Here is an 18,697-nt window from a genome sequence, read left to right on the forward strand (position 1 = left end):
CTCCTTTCGATAAATGAAGGGGGTGGATTAATCCCACACCCTTAGTATTCGGCCAACCATTGCTCAAGGAATGCCCGCGTCTCTCGAGCTGGATAATACCACTTTCCTCCGACCTTGCGCTTCGGAAAGCGTGGATCGAAAAAGAATGTGTCCTGAATAGTATTCCAGCTCATACAGGTTCTCCTTCGCAATTCGGCCGAATCCCAAAAAACAAATTCAGCGTCAAATTCCTTAATTCTCTCCGCAATATGTTGACGGCATAGTTTAAGTAGCTCAGTCCTGTCGACGTTAACGGTTATGTCTATCATAAGGCTCTCACGCCCTTCTGAAGATTCTTTGATATGGGAAGATGTAAGAAATGCAAGTTTGGTTAAAGGGTTATGCAAGAATGTTATTCTTCGCCCGATTTTTTGGCAGGCTGCTGATATTCAGGAAAGAGGGCCTTCAGCATGTCCAGAACGCGCTGCCGATCCTCTTGTGTGAGCATGTGCCCGTTGTAGGTTGGCTCTTTGTGATTTAAAAGATGAGTCAATTCAGCTCTAGTATTCAACAATTCTTCAAGGTATTCTTCGCGTGAGGGAAAACCGAGCATATCGGAAACGAATAATTCGTCATATTCCTCTCCTGTAACTTTGTTCGTAAACCAGTCCTCATATTTTACATGCCCTGCAATAACCATGAGTTTTTGGAATGAAACATCTAAGGGCTCAGATAACTTCTTCAATACTTCGGGAGAAGGCAAGTCCCGCTTTCCGTTCTCCAGATTTGTAATGTAAGACGGTGATATATCGGCTAACTCAGCTAATTGGCGAACGGTATAGCTTTTGAAAGTTCTTTGTTTTTTAAGGAATATCCCAAATTCGTTATGATTCAATTAAATTACTCCTTTCAATATACTGTTACACACACTATATACCACTTTGTTATCTAAAGAAACATTTTTCTTTACTTGGTGCCTACAGAATGATATAGTATCTACAGACAACAAAGTATCTATAGATAACAAACGTGGAAGGAGTGGTAACCTATGAAAGCCATTATAAAAATGGAAAAGCTTACGGAGTTGATGTATCGGCGCGGCTTGACCCGGCGTCAACTTGCCAAGTCCGCAGGAATTGGCGAAGTGACCGCGCAGCAGGTTTGCAATGGGCAGCGTAACCCAAGCCCACCGGTAGCAAAGAAAATAGTTGATGCTCTCGGTGTAGAATTTGAGGATATTTTCGAGCTCACATCAGATCGCACGGATCAGGGGGCATAAAGTTGTGAAACTTTACGGTGTCCTGATAAACGGCCGTCTGTATGTCCGCACCAGGCAGGGGAATCTGATCGCACTGGAACTAATGGCGCAGACTTCTCCATTATGCAGCTTTGACAGGAAGTAAATCATTCATACCTGAGAGGAGGTCAATAGCTTTGAATGATCTAGATTACACGACCGCACCGCAGCGCAGGGAACTGGCACTTAAGTATTTCCCTCGAGGAATGGAACTCGACATGATCGCATTGCTGGATGAGGTAGAGCAGCTTCTGATTAAAGCCTATCATGCAGGAGTGCAAGAGTCAGAGAAGTTATCAGTGCAGGGGTGGAGCAATCAGTCAGCTGCTGGTTATACGATCATAGCTGCGGAGGGTGAGGGGTTCACTGAGGGGCAGATTCAAGCACTGGTGAACAGACTTCATAACCGCTTCGACATGGTCACTCTGGAAGAGGCGGCGGCTCATTATCGTAAGTCGCCATATTGAGGGGGAGTTCGTAGGAGGCGTTGTCAATGGACGTATGGACAGTAGAAAATACAAATCGTCTTAACGCAGCTTCCTTGGCCGGGACGCGTTAAGACGATCATTATTACAAAACTATGGGTGCTATTGGCGTCAATTATACCTTCATACTTCTTTGATGGTCAAGAGCGAGGCCCGATCTCAGGAGGAATCACCATGTCAACCATCTTACCAAAAACAGAATCGAAGGCGGAGTTTCTGACTTCCAGCTTCACAAGAATTATTGCAAATGGAAAACTGCCTGCACTGTTCAACCTTGTTATGGCTGAAGGCCGGCGCATTCTGGATGATGACAATTACGAGTCTGTTGATGAGAAGCGGAATCTTCTGAATACCACATTGGGTGAAACGAAACAGGCTTTGAGCATTGCCGTCAAACGCACGATCCGCTGCTGTGGCTTTCCGCTGGAGGTCCGGGGAGGATATGACCGCAAGACGGGCCATCATTCGTTGCTGGTCCGCTGCAATCATTGTGGCTATTCATTGTATGTGGAAGAGCAGAGAGAGCCTAGATACGTTCCTGGGAGGTTCAAACGTCAAGCTGCATTTGCGCCGAAGAGGACAGCGCCAGCTGCTATCACGCTGCGCAGGGCCCGGGAGCGGGCGGGGTACACCGAAGTGGCAGCGGCCAAACTGCTTGGAATCAAAACTAAGAGGCTGCGGGAGCTGGAACTGGACTGCAGTAAGACCCGCCTCAATCTGGCAGAGAGATTTTGTGAATTATATCGCTGCTTCTCACTGGATCAGATTCATTGGGGCCGGGAGGAAGCATACAAGCAGAAAGGAGAAGTGAGCCATGCATGAAACTCAGCAGGCACCAGTGCATCGCCGGACGCTTACAGTTTCTGAAGTTGCAGAAATGATAGGGGTATCATCAACTTCGATATATCAATCTTGCAGGGAAGGAGCCATGCCGCATCTTCGTGTAAGGTCCCGGATTTTATTTCATCGTGAGGTCATTGAAGAATGGATGAAAAATGGAGGGATGGCATGAACGAACAACAGCGTAAAGCCTTAGTTGAAATGACGTTACTGACCAGCTGGAAGTATTCGATTTTAAACGAAGCAATGTCCCTCTTGACTGATCAGAGCTATACGCGTGAACAAGCCGGCCAGAAGCTGCTGGAAGTCGTAGCTGATATGGGAGATAGTGAGCAGGCTTGCTTATCCTCTGTGATTGATGCTCGGCTTGTGAAAGATTATTAAGTGCTGGAAGGAGCTGAAGCGATTGAAGACAGTAAAGTTTTCACTCATAAATCTGCAAGGCGAAATCATAAATAACTGGTCGGTTCCCTACGCCCGCCGCCACGCTGCACTTGATGTGGCAATGGACCGGGCAGAGGAAGAAGGACATGCAGGAGTGCTATGGGCAGTCTTCAATAACGGGAAAACACGGGATTTCGCATTTGATTCGCATGACCCACGGGCAATTTCGATATTCGCTGCTCAATTGCAGCCATTCATGACCAAGCGGGGGACGTTTGATATTGATCGCTTCTTGCGGCAGCAGAAGAAAGAAGGTGCGGCGAATGCAGAAGCGGGACGCGGCCGGGCAAGGTACCATGCCAGTCATTCATGAAGCGGAGCTGCCGATAAGCTTCGGGCGAAATGCAACAGATGCCAACTGGAAAGTAGAGTATTTGAAATGGCCGGATTTTGTAGACCGTCTACGCGTAGCTCGTCGCACTAACGAAACGATGAAACAATACGACAAGCTGAGCCGCGAAGAGAAAGGGGCCGTCAAAAACGGTCCAGCTTTTGTCGGCGGCTTGGTCAAGAGTGGCCGGCGTCGCAAGGAAAACGTGGATGTACGGAGCCTGATTACTCTGGATGTAGATGCTCCGGCCGAACATTTCCTTTTGACGGTGGATCTGATGATTGGTGGCTATGCGTACGTGGTTTACTCCACGCATAGCCACCGTCACGGAAAGCCCAAGTACCGATTGATCATTTTGATGGATAGAGAAATGACGCCGGACGAATGCTCGGCAGTTTCGAGAATGATCGCGTCATTTATCGGAATGGACCATTTTGACAAGACCACTTTTGATGTCAATCGACTGATGTACTTACCATCTTGCTCAAAAGATGCAGAGCCCTTATTCGTGGAATCGGAGGGGGCTGCATTTGGAGTTAATCACGTACTAGGGATGTACAAAGCAGATTGGGCAGATCCTGCCAACTGGCCAAAACACCCCAGCGAGACGCCCTCCCGCTTCACTGGTCGGCAGCCGCAGGATCCTAGAGCCAAACGAGGTATCGTTGGGCAGTTCTGCCGGGTCTACTCCATCGAAGCTGCAATTAATGAGTTCCTGTCTGAAATATATGTAACGGGCAGCATGACAAACCGCTTCACCTATACACAGGGCAGCAGCGGAAACGGGTTGGAGGTGTTTCCGGATCAGGAGCTGGTGTACTCGCATCAAGATAGCGATCCGGTGGCTGATGGTCATAGTCATAATGCTTTTGATCTTGTCCGGATCCACCTCTTCGGCCATTTGGACGAGGATGCCCCTGAAGGGCAGGAGGTAGATCAGAAGCCCAGTCATTTAGAAATGGTTAAGTTTGCGCATGGTCTGGATGAGATTCAGCGATTAATCCAAGAAGAGGCTACAGCTGAGATTCAGGAAGCCTTCGGCAGTGATCCTGATTTTGATTATGAGACTGACGCAGAGACGGCAATAGACTTAGCCGGCATTAAGATTCCGCTAGGCTTTGAGGTCATTGCCGGCAAGCTATTTGAAGTCAAGCCTCTGAAAAGCGGTGAGGTGCGGAAGGCTGGTGTTTGTGAATGCCTGGTTGCCGTCACTGGTCGCTACACGAACCTGACAGATCACACGCAGGGGCTAGAGGTCTCATGGGTGAGCAACAGGGGGACGAAATCTGTTTCAGATACCCGTAGCACTTTCGCCGATTCTAAGAAACTCATTAATCTATCGGACTATGGGCTGCCGGTTCATTCGGAGAACGCCCGGAAGTTGGCAGCCTATATCAGCCGCTTCGAGTCGGAAAATGCAGACCGGTTGGCTACAAGGAAGGTAAGCAATCAGCTCGGATGGATTGGTGGCGGGTTCCTGCTTGGCGAACGCTTCATTGGCGAAGGGGACATTCAGTTCATGCCGAAAGATGCAGGGGATGGTCAAACAGCACGAGGCTTTCATATCAAGGGAGAGCTGAAAGGAACGCTGCTGGCATTGGAGCGGATCAAGCCTTTCCCCGCGGTTAAAATGGCAGTCTATGCCGCGCTGTCGGCGCCGCTGCTGAGTCTTTGGGGCGAGAGCCCTTATATATTCGAGCTGGCAGGCAGCACATCCAGAGGGAAGACCACGGCGTTGAGAATCGCAGCCAGTCTTTTCGGAAGTCCGGATGAAACCAAGCCGGGAATCTTCCGGCAGTGGAATATGACAAAGGTAGCCATTGAGCGGTATGCGTCAACTATGAATCACCTGCCGCTCTTCCTGGACGATACGAAGAAGACGGACGAGCGAACAGCGCGACCAATCGTATACCAGTTCAGCAGCGGGCAGGGGAAGGGCAGAGGATCACTGAAAGGTACTCAGGTAAGCGCTGGCTGGCAGACCGTGATGCTCTCAACCGGTGAGCAGAGAGTTACAAGCTTCGCCAAAGACGGCGGCAGCGTGGGCCGTGTGCTGTCTCTGGAGGGATCACCATTTATCACGGCAGATATTGAAGCTGCCCGGCTGGTCCAGGAACTGAACAAGTTGGTAGGCGAGAACTACGGTCATATGGCGGAGCCGTGGATTCGCTTCTTGCTGACAGCTGATATGACCTACTGGAAGAAGCAGTTCGGCGATGCTTGCGAACGGTATCTGCAGATCAGCCGAACTGCAGGAGAAGTGGCCATGCGGTTGTCGCGGATCATGGCGCTGGTTGATGTGACTGGGCAGATGTTCGATGCCTGCTTTGGCCAGGGGCTATATGCTGCAGGTGATCTAGAGAAATCGTGGATGGATGTTACCGGGGGCTCTCCGGAGCTGGATCGAGCTGAGGAAGCACTCGAGTCTGTGATGAGCTGGGTGACCACAAATAATAGGCAATTTATTATTAATGGGGGCGGGCAGCCGTTCCAGGGGAGGCTGTTCGGTGAGATTAAAGAAGATGAACTTTTTGTGATTGATGATTTGCTGGACGAACATCTAAGATCACGTGGATATGAGCCTCTTTCTATATCAAAGGCTTGGAAAGAGAAGGGGTGGACCAAGGCAGCCCCACAGCGTACCAAATGGAGACGTAGATTGGGCGGAGGAAATCCCTGGACATACTGTTTTGATATGACCAAGCTTGAATGGTCCTTTGATACAAAGGATCGATTTTCAGAATTCGGTCAGGATTAATTCTCAATGTTCTCAATAAATGGCATGACACTGAGAACGGGAAAACCCTTGCTGTAAAAGGGATTCTGTATTCTGGTTCTCAGTGTTCCTTATGTTCTCATTATAAATTCAATATGTACTCATAAGGGAAATCTTTCTGCTATACACCCCTATTTTTTCATATAGACGTATATGTTGCTGGAACTGAGAACAGAGAACTAAGTCCCGCAAACCCTTGCGGCACAAAGGTTTATCTTGTGGAACAGGGCCGGAACCGATGGGAACAATTCTTGTTAAGTGCGGTGGGGTTACTGCAAGTAAGGTCAATACTGGGAGGGAGGTGAGCAGTAAATTATGAGCAAACGACTGAATCAGGAAGTGAAACAGACGATTGATGAGCTTTGGGAGCGTGGTATGGATGCCTCCCTGCTGAGCCGTGAGATCGAGAACATCATTGATGATCGCTGGCCACATTATGAAGCGGAGCGTGACTGGCGGAATGTAGCGGAGCGGCTGGGGCTGATGTAGTGAGACAACCGCTATTTGAAGGGAGTTGGTATTTATGGCACTGACGGCCAAACAGAAGCTTTTTGCAACAGAATACTTGGTCGATCTCAACGCCACTCAGGCTGCGATTCGTGCAGGATATAGTGCAAAGACTGCCGGATCTGTCGGTCAGGAGAACCTGACAAAACCTGAAATAAAAATCGCTATAAAGAAAGCTATGGATAAGCGTTCCGAGCGTACGGAGATCACAGCGGATATGGTGCTTCAGCATTGGCGGGAAGTCGCCACAGCGGACCCCAACGAGATTATCCAGCACAGGCGCGTCTGTTGCCGTCACTGCTTTGGCCGGGATCACGAATATCAGTGGGTAGGTACTGAGGAGTACGATCGAGCGTTGAATGTTGCCAAGGCAATGGCGAAGAAAGGTAAGCCGCCTGCGTTACCCTCTGACGCTGGAGGTTATGGTTTTGACCCAATCATAAGGCCGCATCCGAAATGCCCGCAATGCCATGGTGAGGGGCACGGTCAGCTCCATGTGGCGGATACGCGGGACTTGAGTCCGGGAGCAAGGGCATTGTACGCCGGCGCCAAATACACGGCGAACGGGCTGGAGATTAAGCTCAATGATCAGGAGCAGGCATGGGATCGCATCGCCCGGCACCTCGGCATGTACAAGGACGAGCTCAAGCTGAAGGGCGAGTTGACTGTTAAAAAACTGGAAGATTTGATGTAATAAAGAAAACTACAAGTACTGGAGGTTGGAAAATGGCTAATACTACAGGTTCAACAGGTGTTTACGGCGGCGTGGATTACAATTCCGCTGACGAGTCCACTAAGAAGCGACTAATTGCCCAAGCGCAGCAGTTAAGAGCAGATAGCGGGTTTAAGCAGAGCGAGACCACCCGAGCGCTGGAAGCATACCGTTCGCGGCAGGCAGCAGGGCAGGATACCTCGGCGCAGGCAAAGTATCTGACCAGTCAGCTCGGGTACACCGGAGCACTTCCATTAGCTACGCCAGCAGCAGCTTCGGAAGGAACGGCTGCACCGGTTAAGACGAATACCAGCCAGAGCAGCGAACTAATGGATCTCATGAAGGCGTACGCCACTAAACAGGCGACACCATTCAGTTATGACGCCAACAGTGATCCGGCTTATCAGGCTGCGCTGGAGCGGGCGAGAGCTAATATCCAAACGGGCAATAACCAGGTGCAGGCAGATACGAACCGGAGAGGTATTCTGAACAGCACCATCACCACGGATCGGGGTTCTGAGATTGCCGCTCAGGAAATGGGGAACGTGGAGACAACCGTGCTTCCACAACTCATGCAGCAGGCTTACCAGCGTTATGCGGACCAGCAGAACCAGGAGCAACAGCAGTTTGCCAATCAAGGCAGCTTATCTCAGATGTACACCAATGAGGACCAGCGCGGCATCGACAACACCAATACTCGCGCAGGCCTGACGGGTAACCTTCCCGGAGACGAGCAGGCACAGCAGCTCTACTCTCAGCTCCTGACGCTCAAGCAACAGGCTGAGTCTTCTGGAGTTACGGCCGCAGAGCGTACCAAGCTTAGCAACCAGGCTGACGGCATCCGGGCGATGCTTTCTACAATGGGCGTCGATGTCAGCAAGCTCGGGGCAGCTTCAAGCTACAGCACCGCCAGTCAGGTCAAGCCATCGATCCGGACACTGCAAGGGCAGCAGATCGACCAGCAGGCCGCGCAGCAGCAGTGGGATAACCGGTTCAACTACGGCCAGGCTATTGGACAGTTTGCGAACGGGCAGAAGACGCTACAGGCACAGCAGATGGATACCGCGAACCAGCAGTACACGGAACAGCAGGCTTACCAGACAGCCCGGGACGCGATATCCGACAAGCAATGGCAAGCTCAGTTTGATGAGTCTGTACGGCAATACGGTCTGGGCTACGGCCTACAGCAGCTTTCCCAGTCGAGTGATGATTCGTACCGGCAGGCTCAGCTCGCGCTCTCGCAGGATGATAACGCCCGGCAGTGGGTGCAGCTGGATTACGATCAGTCCCAGCCTGCGGCGTCAAAATATGTCGGCATGACGGCCAATCAAATTTATGACGCTGTTCGAAATTCATTCCTTATTCCTTCTAAGGATGACTCTGAGGTGAAGGTGCTCCCAAAAGATTCAGCTTCCAAAGAACAGATGTATAAGCAGGTTATGGGGGCGGGGTTGCCCGACGGCCAAGACACACAGGTTCTCTCCCTGCTTGGCTTGAACAAGTCTGATATTGATGCATTCGATAAGAAGTATGATGTATCGCTGGGAAACTGAGTGGCCCCGGTAGCGCCGGGGCGTATACCAACTACTACAAGGCAGATAAGGATTCCAAGGCTAATCCGAAGAACTATTCCACGGCGGTCTCCGTGGTCGCAAAGGCGATTCAGGCAGGCGGCTACACAAGCGATTGGCTCAAGCCGGTGCTGGAGCTGGTCGCCCGGGAGTCTTCGTTCAACCCGAACGCCAAGAATCCTAAATCAACAGCTGCTGGGCTCTTCCAATTTCTTGACGGCACCCGCAAAAATTACGGCGGCAGCAGCGTAGACTGGAGCGACCCGTACCAGCAGGCGATTGCCGGTCTGAAATATATCAAAGACCGTTACGGCACTCCTGAAGACGCGCTTAAATTTTGGGATGAAAATAACTGGTATTAGAGGTGAGTAGAAGAGCCCTTTACCTATCTGAACGGAATTCCATATCTTGATTTTAAGAAGGAGCTAAAAATGAGCCTGGTATCTATAATTGCCACAGAGCAATTCATTTCTGTAGTGACGGACGGAAGAGAGATGAGGAATGGCGAAGTTGTTGGAGAGCAGCACCCAAAGTGCATGCAGTTTTCTAATATCCTTATTGCATACGCCGGTGTGAAACAGCCGGCAGAAATAGTTATCTCATTACTGGAGAAAGAGGGCGTTCTGGAGAGAGGGGACCTTGCGGAGATTGCGACTTATGTTCAACATTTGTTTAACGCTCCCGCGCTGAAGACATTCAAATTATTATTTGCATTTGGTGGACTTGATACCAAAGGGGAGATCACCTTCCACACAATTGATTCAACCCATAAAATTCTCAAAAAGTTTACTCCAAAGAACGGTCAAGTTAGCTTTGCAGTACTCGGAAACCAAGATGCGGCAAACCTTTTCCAGCATAGACTAGCGCAAATTGAAGCGGGTCTTTCAATGACTGAAGCACAAAGTATTCAAACTGAGATTAACGAACAAGTTTCAAAGAATGCAATTGGAGTCAATAATACACTTTTCAAATTTTTCATTGAGAAAAGCTGAAAATGGAGGAGATGACGTCATGGTTAGTTTAAATTTAAGTAGTATTAACCAGAATGAGCCGGACCTGAAGATCTTGGTCAATCAGTTGTTGAATGCCTACAATAAACTGACCAAAGAGCTGCTCTTTGTGTTGAATAATTTGGATACGAGGAACATCAATGAGATCCATGCCGAGAAATTGGTAGCGCTCAGTATTGAAACGGAGAAGCTGGCTGCGGGTGCCGTTACGGCAGATAAAATAACTGTGGGTGAATTGTCAGCGATATCAGCCGATCTTGGACACATAACAGCAGGGCTAATTGAGTCCATAAAGATATTCGGTTCATACATCGCCACTCGGGATGGGACGTTCCCGCGTTGTGAGATGTCCAACACTGGTAATGTCTTTGCGGCATATACCAATGCAGGCAACAAAATCGCCATCGATCCCAATTATGCAGGCGTCCCTTCACTGGATTTCTACATGAATGGAACAATAAAGGGGAAAATGGATACAATTGCTTCGATAATGGAGATGGTAGGTAACGGCGGGCTGTTACTATATTCCAATGGTGGGAATTTAGAGTTGAATGCTTCTTCTGGATTTGTGAGCGTGCCGACATGGTACAAATTGTTGAATGATAATACTGATAGGACCTTGGGTGAAGAATTATCTGAGATATACGATAGATTAGAAGCTTTGGAAGGCGGAGCTTAACGGATTGCAGAGGCTGTGGTATATTGGTGGAAATTGGATGAAGAGGGGATTGCTTTGAAAAAATATATTATCGGATTCCTTGTCGGAGCTATTTTCACTGTTTCTGCCACAGCCTTTGCAGATGATATTAAAAGCCTTGTCGGAAAGGCTATTCAAGGAGAAGCACCGGTTATTGTAGACGGCCAGCAGTTGGACACGGCTATAATCGTTGACGGAAAGAGTTACGCGCCGATCAGATCAATAGGAGAGGCTGCCGGTTACTCTGTATCGGTTGATGGGAAGAAGATCATTCTGAAATCGGAGGTCAAAGATTCGATGAAAACAACAAGCGAAAATCTGGATAAACCCCGGACTCTTGAGGATGTCACTACTGTCATTACAAGAACTCAAGAGAAAATCGAACGATACAAGGAGGCAATTCAACTCTATGAGCTGAATGTCTCATCCTCCAAGACGGAAGAAGCCAAAGCGAACAGTCAGCTAATGCTTGATTCGTACAAGAAGCAGCTCGCCGAAGCTGAACAGAAATTGATTGACCTGGAGAAGCAAAAGGCGGAGCTGGAAAGTGAATAATACGTAAGCTGATGGGCCCTCTTCGTAGGGCTCTTATTTATTTTTATACCTGAGAGAAGGGCTTGATACCATGACCACAAATGAGTTTATTGATGAGGTTAAGAATCGGATTATAGCTGAGCTACTGCCGGCTACCCAGGAAGCTGCGAATCGGAGATATACGGATCGACTTAAGCGTGCGACTCTCTCTGCTGAAGAGGCTGCTGAATATATCGGTATATCAAAGACGCTGCTATACTCAATGGCTAAGGCCAGGAGCATCCCGTGGTTTCCTATTGGCGCTCCCGGATCGCAGAAACCCCAAATGCGGTTCAGGCTGGCCTCTCTTGATCGCTGGATGGATGAGCAGGAGCGGCTGAAATATGATGCACCGAACGGCTGAAAGAGTGTCTGCTGACTGTAGGATCATGGTGTTTATTCTGGGCTGCTTCAGAAAACTTCAGATTCGGGCGCCTATCTTCGCGTAGATTAATTAGTCAGGTCTGAAATCTATCTCTTTTGCCAATATTAATAGAGTGATTCATATATTGCGAGGTGAAGTATTGATGAAGAAGGCAACAATCAATGTGACCGTAAAACTTGTCCCGCATCCAGATCCGCAGCGGCTCATCGACGTTTGGGCCCGCCTGATACTGAAAGAGATTTTACGCCAGGAGGCAGATGCTGCTAAAGAGACCGTTGCAGTTTCCGGCTTTTCTGGCTGCCCTAAAAAGGGACTACCTGATTCATGAAATTTGTTAGCAAATGTTAGTATCCAGGAAGCTAGATGATACACGAGAAAGTGAGGGGGAGAAAATGATGCACTTGCCGCCGCACCTTACGGCTAAACAGATTTCCGAATTCACTAGCTTATCCAAACGCAAGGTATACGTCTTAATGAGTATCAGCCCTGAAGTCGGCGGAATTCCAAGTTTTAAAGTTGGACCCAAATCAATCCTGGCTGATAGAGACGAGTTTCTTGACTGGTGGGAGAAGACAAAGCGCGAAGGACGCACTTTTCCTTTGGAAGAAGCAACCTCATGACCAAGCTCATTCTGAACACGAAACACTAGCTGTACACCCGTGACGGCGAGCAGAAGTTATTTGTGAAGAGTACCTGGTCGATCTCAACGCCACACAGGCAGCCATTCGGGCGGGTTACAGCGCGAAGACGGCTGAGGCGATAGGTTTTGAGAACCTAAGAAAACCTAAGATTGCCGATGCCGTGCAACTTGGCATGGACAAGCGGGCCGCTAAGGCTGAAATAACTGCCGAAATGGTCACGCAGCGCTGGTGTGACATCGCTACGGCTAACCCAAATCAGCTGATCCATGCACGCCGCCTGGCCTGCCGGCACTGTCACGGCATCGATCATCAGGGTAAAACGGCTCAAACATGTTAAGGAAAGTGACCTTGCGCATGGGCAGTGGGAGACCTGGCTCATCTCAATTGACCTTGTACCTCAGACAGCGCGTAAGTTTATCCAAGCGTTTGAACAGTTCGGAAATCGCGCGATGTCGAGCGATTTGCCCACTGGGAAAATATTTGAAATGCTCGCCCTGCCTGAATCGGGGGACTGGACGAGACAAGAGAATGTGAGGTGTAATCATGACAGCACTCGAAAAGGCAATCTCCGACATCATATCCGTGCATGTCGCAGAAGCGGAAAAGCGTATTATGGAAAGTCTTTCGCTCTCGGCGAATCAGACACTTACCCTTTCTGAAGCTTGCGTATACCTCTCCATGAGTGACTACACGCTCCGCAATCTCTGTAAAGCGAAGCGCATTCCACACCGGACTGTTGGCGCGGAGGGCAGCAAGAATCCACGGTATCTCTTCAGCTCAGCCAGCCTTGATCGGTGGAAGCGCGAAGAGGAAGAGCGGAACTATCGACCGGAGCGATGACTGGCCTGAGATCGCAATATTGTTTTTTCGGATTCGGACCTTCCGATTCAGAATGTCTAACATGGCGATTCACCATGTCTGAACTTTCTAACCTTCCGATTCAGAAGGTTAGAGCCGGTGTGAGGAGGTTTAACTTTGATGCGGGAAGAGGCCTTCGAGTTGTTTATCCAAGCAATTGAATTAATGAAACTGGAGATTAAGAAGCAGGTACTCGCAGAGATTGCACCATACCAGCATGGAGAATTAATGACGATCCCACAAATGGCAGAGCGCATGCAAATAAGTTTGAGGAAAGCCTACGAAATGAAGAATCAAGCGGGATTCCCTTCCTACAATTTTGGGGAACGGCAGATCCGGGTGATATGGTCAGAGGTTATGCTGTGGGCAAAAGAACGGTCCATAAGGGAGGAGGGGAGATGAATACTCAGATATTTCAGGCCCTAAAAACCGGCAAGGAAGTTGTGGTTCGGGCTGTCGAGAATGCGCTGCTTACGCAAGTTATGGGTTATCAGTATGATGAGGTGACCAAGACCGAAATGGAGAATTAAAGAATTACCTACACCTAGCCGGCTGCGGAAGGAGATTTTCCTCCAACCGTAAAGTCAAGCGGGGGCAGCTACGGGTGTATAAGAAGGGCAAGCACTGGAAGATCAAAAGGGAATGGCTTCTGGAATATGAAGAATCGTTACTCGCCCAGAAAGGAGTCAGGCCATGAAACACTTTTATACGACCAAGGAAGTGCAGGAGATGCTATGCCTCGGAACCTCCAGAACAGCGCTAAACAGAATCCAATCTATGAATGCTGAACTGCAGGCTAAGGGTTATTGGGTAGAGCGGGGGAAGGTTCCGGTATCATTTTTTCATGAGAAATACCCGTATATTAAAATAGAAGCTTTGGATAATGATTTGTAATTGATCTAGCAGCGGATTGATATTCACGTAATAGAGGTATACAACCATAATATCTAACTTAAGGTTCCGAAGCTTACGCTGCGGAGCTCTTTTTATATTATCTACCAATATTGAAATTATATTAGACTTTGCTTTTACATAACGGGAGATAGGTACCTTACTTGATAAAGAATATTGATTTGGTATGCCCCTACGCATATCCAAATGGGGTCTTTTGTCGTATAATGACATAATCCGGAAGACCTAGCTAAATACCCTAGCCGATAGGGAAATTTGGGGGTAGTAATCAATGAGTGAAATTCAATATGTTCCAATCCTTAAATGGAAAAAAGGGGAGCGGTTGGCTCTTGAGAATTTGACCAAATCTCATAAGCAGGAGATTTCCCCGCTACTGGAGCTAGTTAATGATGATGAAGAGACAAAAATTATTGACACCTTCGTAGCGCATCTCCAACATTATCCGCTTTATATTGATACTCGTTACTTAGAGAATGAGGATAATGATTTATTATTTAGTCTGATTAATACTGATATCAGTGCTGAGCATAATATATATCCGGTATTGTATCCGGATGACTTTCCTGAATATGCTAATAAATTTGTGGGTATTACAGATAAGGTATTAGTGCGGATTCCTGTCCCTGAAGATATTGATAGTGAAGGATACGATGCTATTTTTAGTGAGATATCAGAATGGGAAGAAGTTAATAGTATTGATATTGACCTGTTGTTAGATTTAGGTTTGATAACTGAAAAAGCTACTGCAAGTCTCCAGTATCAGGAGGTTAAGCAACTATTTAGAGCTTATATAACAAAGTACAATATATTTAAATCAATTATAATCGCTTCTAATTCTTTTCCGGAGAAAATGGATAACCTGTCCGCTGGTGAAGATCTGTTCGTTAATCGTTATGAGATGAAAATATTTAAGAAAATTGCAAATAATCAGGAGTTTGAATCTTTACAAGAAAAATTGATTTATTCGGATTATGGTGTCACTAAGTACACTGATACTGAGCTTGACTTTTCAAGACTTAAATACGGTCCTCTTCCGAAGGCAAGATATACGTTGGAAAATAAATATTGGATACTTAAAGGTTCAAAAAATCGAAAAACAAACCAATGGACAAGAGGGGCGAAATCTCTTGCAGAAGATATTTACAATTCAGAGCATTATTACGGGGAGCATTTTTCATTTGGGGATCTTGAAATAAAAGAAAGGGCCCTCAATCAAAATAATAAGGGTCCAGGAAATAGTACTAATTGGGTAACAATAGCGGCAAATCACCACATAGCTGTTGTATTGGGACAGCTCTCCACTCTTGGCGAGATTTAAGCTTATGCTTAACGAACTCGGTAATGTCGTTATTGCTCAAGTTTTCTATCACAACATTACCGAGTTCGAATCTGGTTTTGCTTTTCGTACCTTTTATAATATTATTCATTTCGAGAAGTTCTATAAGTTCATTTTTCCATAATAACTGAGTCAGATCAAACATCTCTACTTTTTTATTCTGCTTTGGTTTTCTAAGAGTTTTAATAGTTACAGCTGAGCTCTTTGAACTCACAACACAGTCCACCCCCCACCATTTGGGGACAATTTTACGAGCTTTTTCTAAATGGTTTTTTGAAACAACCAATGTCATTGTATCAAAAACTCTGCTATAAAATTCAATTTGAGAAGGTAATCTGTCAAGATTATCACTTTCGCTCTTAATTTCAAAACCGTGTAATCTCCCATTAATAACTGCTACATCAACTCTTGCTGATCCAAAACAAACATCCAATTCATCAACAACAATAGTCGTGGAGTCAAGGGTGAACTCAGCAAAGGAAGTGAATTTTCTTTTTAATAACAACCTTATATCACTGTCCTTTAGCTTATCCAAAATAATTCCTCCTTTCCTACCCGATTGTTTCCTTCAGAGTGATTTTAGCACATGGTACTAATTAAGGAAAGCTTCTACACTAAGTATATTTGGAGAAATATTACATTATGGATACAAATCTGAAGATTATTATCAGCTCTAAAAATAATGAAAATCAGTGATGTGAATCTGATGTGAAACTTGATGTTAAACCGCCCTAAAAGCTGCTACCACAGAGCACGTCATACTTAAAAGCCCGTATTCTACGCGCTTTCCCACCACTATAACAGAAGCCCCAATAACGGGATGGTTGCCCGCATACGGTGCATGTGGAGTCGGTGGCATGGTTGGAGCGGAAGTAGTACAGGATGGGAATCCTTTATGTATCAAGGGTTCGTTCGCTGATACAGATGCGTGGAAATTAGTAGGACGGTGTGTCCAATTGTACATGGGTGCAAATGTGGTGCGAAAAATAAAGATAATCGCCAGTAACTGGTGATAATTCGACATAAAAGAAAGCAAGAAGACGCTCGGGAATTGCTCCCCGCAGCGTCTTTATTTTTGCGCTTTTGCCTTATTGAGGTATGGCGCAGATCGTGGAAGCGGATATAGCGTAGGTTGTTATTCTGAATGAACTGCCTGAACCATAGGTAAGTTCGCTCATGATGGAACGGCGATCCGTCCGCATGGCTATTCAAATAGGCACGCACATTTTGGCAGATGGAGAGAGGCAATTAACATAGTGTGAATTTCCTGCTTAAAACTTGATGTGAATCTGATATAGAACTTGATGTGAAACCGCCTTGAAAGAAAAGATACATTTCAATAAAGTGCACTTCATTCGAGGGAGGGGATGGAAAGATTGTAGTTTATTTTAATCTTTCCATCCATAAATACTTAGATTGCTTGGATAAGCCTTTGGAGGCATTGCTTTATTACCTACTCATCGCTAGTGCGAGTTCAATGAAGCGTTTAACTTCCTTCCTAAAGGCTTCTTTCAAAAACTCTGCTATAAAATTCAATTTGAGAAGGTAATCTGTCAAGATTATCACTTTCGCTCTTAATTTCAAAACCGTGTAATCTCCCATTAATAACTGCTACATCAACTCTTGCTGATCCAAAACAAACATCCAATTCATCAACAACAATAGTCGTGGAGTCAAGGGTGAACTCAGCAAAGGAAGTGAATTTTCTTTTTAATAACAACCTTATATCACTGTCCTTTAGCTTATCCAAAATAATTCCTCCTTTCCTACCCGATTGTTTCCTTCAGAGTGATTTTAGCACATGGTACTAATTAAGGAAAGCTTCTACACTAAGTATATTTGGAGAAATATTACATTATGGATACAAATCTGAAGATTATTATCAGCTCTAAAAATAATGAAAATCAGTGATGTGAATCTGATGTGAAACTTGATGTTAAACCGCCCTAAAAGCTGCTACCACAGAGCACGTCATACTTAAAAGCCCGTATTCTACGCGCTTTCCCACCACTATAACAGAAGCCCCAATAACGGGATGGTTGCCCGCATACGGTGCATGTGGAGTCGGTGGCATGGTTGGAGCGGAAGTAGTACAGGATGGGAATCCTTTATGTATCAAGGGTTCGTTCGCTGATACAGATGCGTGGAAATTAGTAGGACGGTGTGTCCAATTGTACATGGGTGCAAATGTGGTGCGAAAAATAAAGATAATCGCCAGTAACTGGTGATAATTCGACATAAAAGAAAGCAAGAAGACGCTCGGGAATTGCTCCCCGCAGCGTCTTTATTTTTGCGCTTTTGCCTTATTGAGGTATGGCGCAGATCGTGGAAGCGGATATAGCGTAGGTTGTTATTCTGAATGAACTGCCTGAACCATAGGTAAGTTCGCTCATGATGGAACGGCGATCCGTCCGCATGGCTATTCAAATAGGCACGCACATTTTGGCAGATGGAGAGAGGCAATTAACATAGTGTGAATTTCCTGCTTAAAACTTGATGTGAATCTGATATAGAACTTGATGTGAAACCGCCTTGAAAGAAAAGATACATTTCAATAAAGTGCACTTCATTCGAGGGAGGGGATGGAAAGATTGTAGTTTATTTTAATCTTTCCATCCATAAATACTTAGATTGCTTGGATAAGCCTTTGGAGGCATTGCTTTATTACCTACTCATCGCTAGTGCGAGTTCAATGAAGCGTTTAACTTCCTTCCTAAAGGCTTCTTTGCGTTCTGCGAGGTTCTCATTTCATGAGCAATCTAAAAGTACAAATCCCAGCCGATGATAAGGGCGCTGAACAGCGGTGAACTCAGCAAAGGAAGTGAATTTTCTTTTTAATAACAACCTTATATCACTGTCCTTTAGCTTATCCAAAATAATTCCTCCTTTCCTACCCGATTGTTTCCTTCAGAGTGATTTTAGCACATGGTACTAATTAAGGAAAGCTTCTACACTAAGTATATTTGGAGAAATATTACATTATGGATACAAATCTGAAGATTATTATCAGCTCTAAAAATAATGAAAATCAGTGATGTGAATCTGATGTGAAACTTGATGTTAAACCGCCCTAAAAGCTGCTACCACAGAGCACGTCATACTTAAAAGCCCGTATTCTACGCGCTTTCCCACCACTATAACAGAAGCCCCAATAACGGGATGGTTGCCCGCATACGGTGCATGTGGAGTCGGTGGCATGGTTGGAGCGGAAGTAGTACAGGATGGGAATCCTTTATGTATCAAGGGTTCGTTCGCTGATACAGATGCGTGGAAATTAGTAGGACGGTGTGTCCAATTGTACATGGGTGCAAATGTGGTGCGAAAAATAAAGATAATCGCCAGT

General features: G+C 46.5%; 28 protein-coding genes. 23 read left to right on the forward strand and 5 right to left on the reverse strand.

The window, feature by feature from the left end; translation table 11 throughout:
* Positions 1-41 precede the first annotated feature (41 nt).
* Both QW71_RS41310 and QW71_RS12900 read right to left on the reverse strand, forming a co-directional pair.
* Complete coding sequence (locus tag QW71_RS41310) at positions 42-308, reverse strand: group-specific protein (protein ID WP_039298335.1); 267 nt, start codon at positions 306-308, stop codon at positions 42-44.
* An 83-nt stretch (positions 309-391) separates the two neighbouring features.
* Positions 392-874 carry a helix-turn-helix domain-containing protein gene (locus QW71_RS12900; protein ID WP_039298339.1) on the reverse strand — a complete coding sequence of 161 codons (483 nt, stop codon included), beginning with the start codon at positions 872-874 and terminating at the stop codon, positions 392-394.
* 153 nt (positions 875-1,027) lie between these two features.
* Between QW71_RS12900 and QW71_RS12905 the strand changes: the two genes are divergently transcribed.
* From QW71_RS12905 to QW71_RS13005, 23 genes are all read left to right on the forward strand, one after another.
* Positions 1,028-1,258 (forward strand): helix-turn-helix transcriptional regulator, encoded by a 231-nt coding sequence (locus QW71_RS12905; RefSeq protein WP_047013768.1) that lies wholly within the window; start codon positions 1,028-1,030, stop codon positions 1,256-1,258.
* 155 nt (positions 1,259-1,413) lie between these two features.
* Complete coding sequence (locus QW71_RS38950) at positions 1,414-1,743, forward strand: hypothetical protein (protein ID WP_052770002.1); 330 nt, start codon at positions 1,414-1,416, stop codon at positions 1,741-1,743.
* Between the two features lie 192 nt (positions 1,744-1,935).
* Positions 1,936-2,583: a helix-turn-helix transcriptional regulator gene (locus QW71_RS12915; protein ID WP_039298342.1), complete on the forward strand. Its 648-nt coding sequence runs from the start codon at positions 1,936-1,938 to the stop codon at positions 2,581-2,583.
* On the forward strand, positions 2,576-2,773 hold the full coding sequence (locus tag QW71_RS12920) for a helix-turn-helix domain-containing protein (RefSeq protein WP_039298345.1): 198 nt from the start codon (positions 2,576-2,578) through the stop codon (positions 2,771-2,773). Before QW71_RS12915 ends, QW71_RS12920 begins: the two co-directional genes overlap by 8 nt.
* Positions 2,770-2,985, forward strand: a complete 216-nt coding sequence (locus tag QW71_RS12925) for a hypothetical protein (protein ID WP_039298348.1) — start codon at positions 2,770-2,772, stop codon at positions 2,983-2,985. The genes QW71_RS12920 and QW71_RS12925 overlap by 4 nt, the downstream gene beginning before the upstream one ends.
* A gap of 22 nt (positions 2,986-3,007) precedes the next feature.
* Positions 3,008-3,358, forward strand: coding sequence for a hypothetical protein (locus QW71_RS12930; RefSeq protein ID WP_039298352.1), 351 nt, complete (start codon positions 3,008-3,010; stop codon positions 3,356-3,358).
* On the forward strand, positions 3,309-6,134 hold the full coding sequence (locus QW71_RS37950) for a DUF927 domain-containing protein (RefSeq protein WP_052770003.1): 2,826 nt from the start codon (positions 3,309-3,311) through the stop codon (positions 6,132-6,134). Before QW71_RS12930 ends, QW71_RS37950 begins: the two co-directional genes overlap by 50 nt.
* A gap of 333 nt (positions 6,135-6,467) precedes the next feature.
* The gene (locus QW71_RS40460; protein WP_160311800.1) at positions 6,468-6,641 is read left to right on the forward strand and encodes a hypothetical protein; all 174 of its coding nucleotides are present in this window, start codon (positions 6,468-6,470) and stop codon (positions 6,639-6,641) included.
* 34 nt (positions 6,642-6,675) lie between these two features.
* Positions 6,676-7,353, forward strand: a complete 678-nt coding sequence (locus QW71_RS12940; RefSeq protein ID WP_039298355.1) for a terminase small subunit — start codon at positions 6,676-6,678, stop codon at positions 7,351-7,353.
* A 32-nt stretch (positions 7,354-7,385) separates the two neighbouring features.
* Positions 7,386-8,924, forward strand: a complete 1,539-nt coding sequence (locus QW71_RS12945; protein WP_039298358.1) for a hypothetical protein — start codon at positions 7,386-7,388, stop codon at positions 8,922-8,924.
* 92 nt (positions 8,925-9,016) lie between these two features.
* Positions 9,017-9,304, forward strand: a complete 288-nt coding sequence (locus QW71_RS12950) for a transglycosylase SLT domain-containing protein (RefSeq protein WP_052770004.1) — start codon at positions 9,017-9,019, stop codon at positions 9,302-9,304.
* Between the two features lie 69 nt (positions 9,305-9,373).
* Positions 9,374-9,934 (forward strand): hypothetical protein, encoded by a 561-nt coding sequence (locus QW71_RS12955; protein ID WP_039298361.1) that lies wholly within the window; start codon positions 9,374-9,376, stop codon positions 9,932-9,934.
* A 19-nt stretch (positions 9,935-9,953) separates the two neighbouring features.
* The gene (locus QW71_RS12960; RefSeq protein ID WP_039298364.1) at positions 9,954-10,631 is read left to right on the forward strand and encodes a hypothetical protein; all 678 of its coding nucleotides are present in this window, start codon (positions 9,954-9,956) and stop codon (positions 10,629-10,631) included.
* Positions 10,632-10,685: 54 nt separating this feature from the next.
* Positions 10,686-11,204, forward strand: coding sequence for a hypothetical protein (locus QW71_RS37955; protein ID WP_052770005.1), 519 nt, complete (start codon positions 10,686-10,688; stop codon positions 11,202-11,204).
* Positions 11,205-11,274: 70 nt separating this feature from the next.
* Positions 11,275-11,586 carry a helix-turn-helix domain-containing protein gene (locus tag QW71_RS12970; protein ID WP_039298367.1) on the forward strand — a complete coding sequence of 104 codons (312 nt, stop codon included), beginning with the start codon at positions 11,275-11,277 and terminating at the stop codon, positions 11,584-11,586.
* A gap of 163 nt (positions 11,587-11,749) precedes the next feature.
* Positions 11,750-11,935: a hypothetical protein gene (locus tag QW71_RS12975; protein ID WP_039298369.1), complete on the forward strand. Its 186-nt coding sequence runs from the start codon at positions 11,750-11,752 to the stop codon at positions 11,933-11,935.
* 64 nt (positions 11,936-11,999) lie between these two features.
* Positions 12,000-12,227 (forward strand): AlpA family transcriptional regulator, encoded by a 228-nt coding sequence (locus QW71_RS12980; RefSeq protein WP_152679754.1) that lies wholly within the window; start codon positions 12,000-12,002, stop codon positions 12,225-12,227.
* A 103-nt stretch (positions 12,228-12,330) separates the two neighbouring features.
* A complete protein-coding gene (locus QW71_RS38955; RefSeq protein ID WP_235441456.1) occupies positions 12,331-12,585 on the forward strand; it encodes a terminase small subunit in 255 nt (84 codons plus the stop codon).
* Between the two features lie 206 nt (positions 12,586-12,791).
* Entirely contained in the window at positions 12,792-13,088 is a 297-nt protein-coding gene (locus QW71_RS12990) for a helix-turn-helix domain-containing protein (RefSeq protein ID WP_039298377.1), read from the forward strand.
* Positions 13,089-13,223: 135 nt separating this feature from the next.
* Positions 13,224-13,508, forward strand: coding sequence for a hypothetical protein (locus tag QW71_RS12995; RefSeq protein WP_152679756.1), 285 nt, complete (start codon positions 13,224-13,226; stop codon positions 13,506-13,508).
* Positions 13,505-13,636 (forward strand): hypothetical protein, encoded by a 132-nt coding sequence (locus QW71_RS41315; protein ID WP_306766035.1) that lies wholly within the window; start codon positions 13,505-13,507, stop codon positions 13,634-13,636. Before QW71_RS12995 ends, QW71_RS41315 begins: the two co-directional genes overlap by 4 nt.
* Before the next feature lie 163 nt (positions 13,637-13,799).
* Positions 13,800-14,000 carry a hypothetical protein gene (locus QW71_RS13000; RefSeq protein WP_039298383.1) on the forward strand — a complete coding sequence of 67 codons (201 nt, stop codon included), beginning with the start codon at positions 13,800-13,802 and terminating at the stop codon, positions 13,998-14,000.
* Between the two features lie 289 nt (positions 14,001-14,289).
* On the forward strand, positions 14,290-15,336 hold the full coding sequence (locus QW71_RS13005; RefSeq protein WP_039298386.1) for a hypothetical protein: 1,047 nt from the start codon (positions 14,290-14,292) through the stop codon (positions 15,334-15,336).
* Here QW71_RS13005 and QW71_RS39825 read toward each other — a convergent pair.
* From QW71_RS39825 to QW71_RS41825, 3 genes are all read right to left on the reverse strand, one after another.
* Positions 15,260-15,889 carry a sce7726 family protein gene (locus QW71_RS39825; RefSeq protein ID WP_160311801.1) on the reverse strand — a complete coding sequence of 210 codons (630 nt, stop codon included), beginning with the start codon at positions 15,887-15,889 and terminating at the stop codon, positions 15,260-15,262. The two genes, QW71_RS13005 and QW71_RS39825, sit on opposite strands and share 77 nt — an antisense overlap.
* A 963-nt stretch (positions 15,890-16,852) precedes the next feature.
* Complete coding sequence (locus QW71_RS13010) at positions 16,853-17,104, reverse strand: sce7726 family protein (RefSeq protein WP_052770006.1); 252 nt, start codon at positions 17,102-17,104, stop codon at positions 16,853-16,855.
* A gap of 998 nt (positions 17,105-18,102) precedes the next feature.
* Positions 18,103-18,228 (reverse strand): hypothetical protein, encoded by a 126-nt coding sequence (locus tag QW71_RS41825; protein ID WP_268794619.1) that lies wholly within the window; start codon positions 18,226-18,228, stop codon positions 18,103-18,105.
* Positions 18,229-18,697 lie beyond the last annotated feature (469 nt).

Origin of the sequence: Paenibacillus sp. IHB B 3415, assembly GCF_000802655.2 — a bacterium.
Taxonomy (GTDB): domain Bacteria; phylum Bacillota; class Bacilli; order Paenibacillales; family Paenibacillaceae; genus Paenibacillus_AQ; species Paenibacillus_AQ phytohabitans.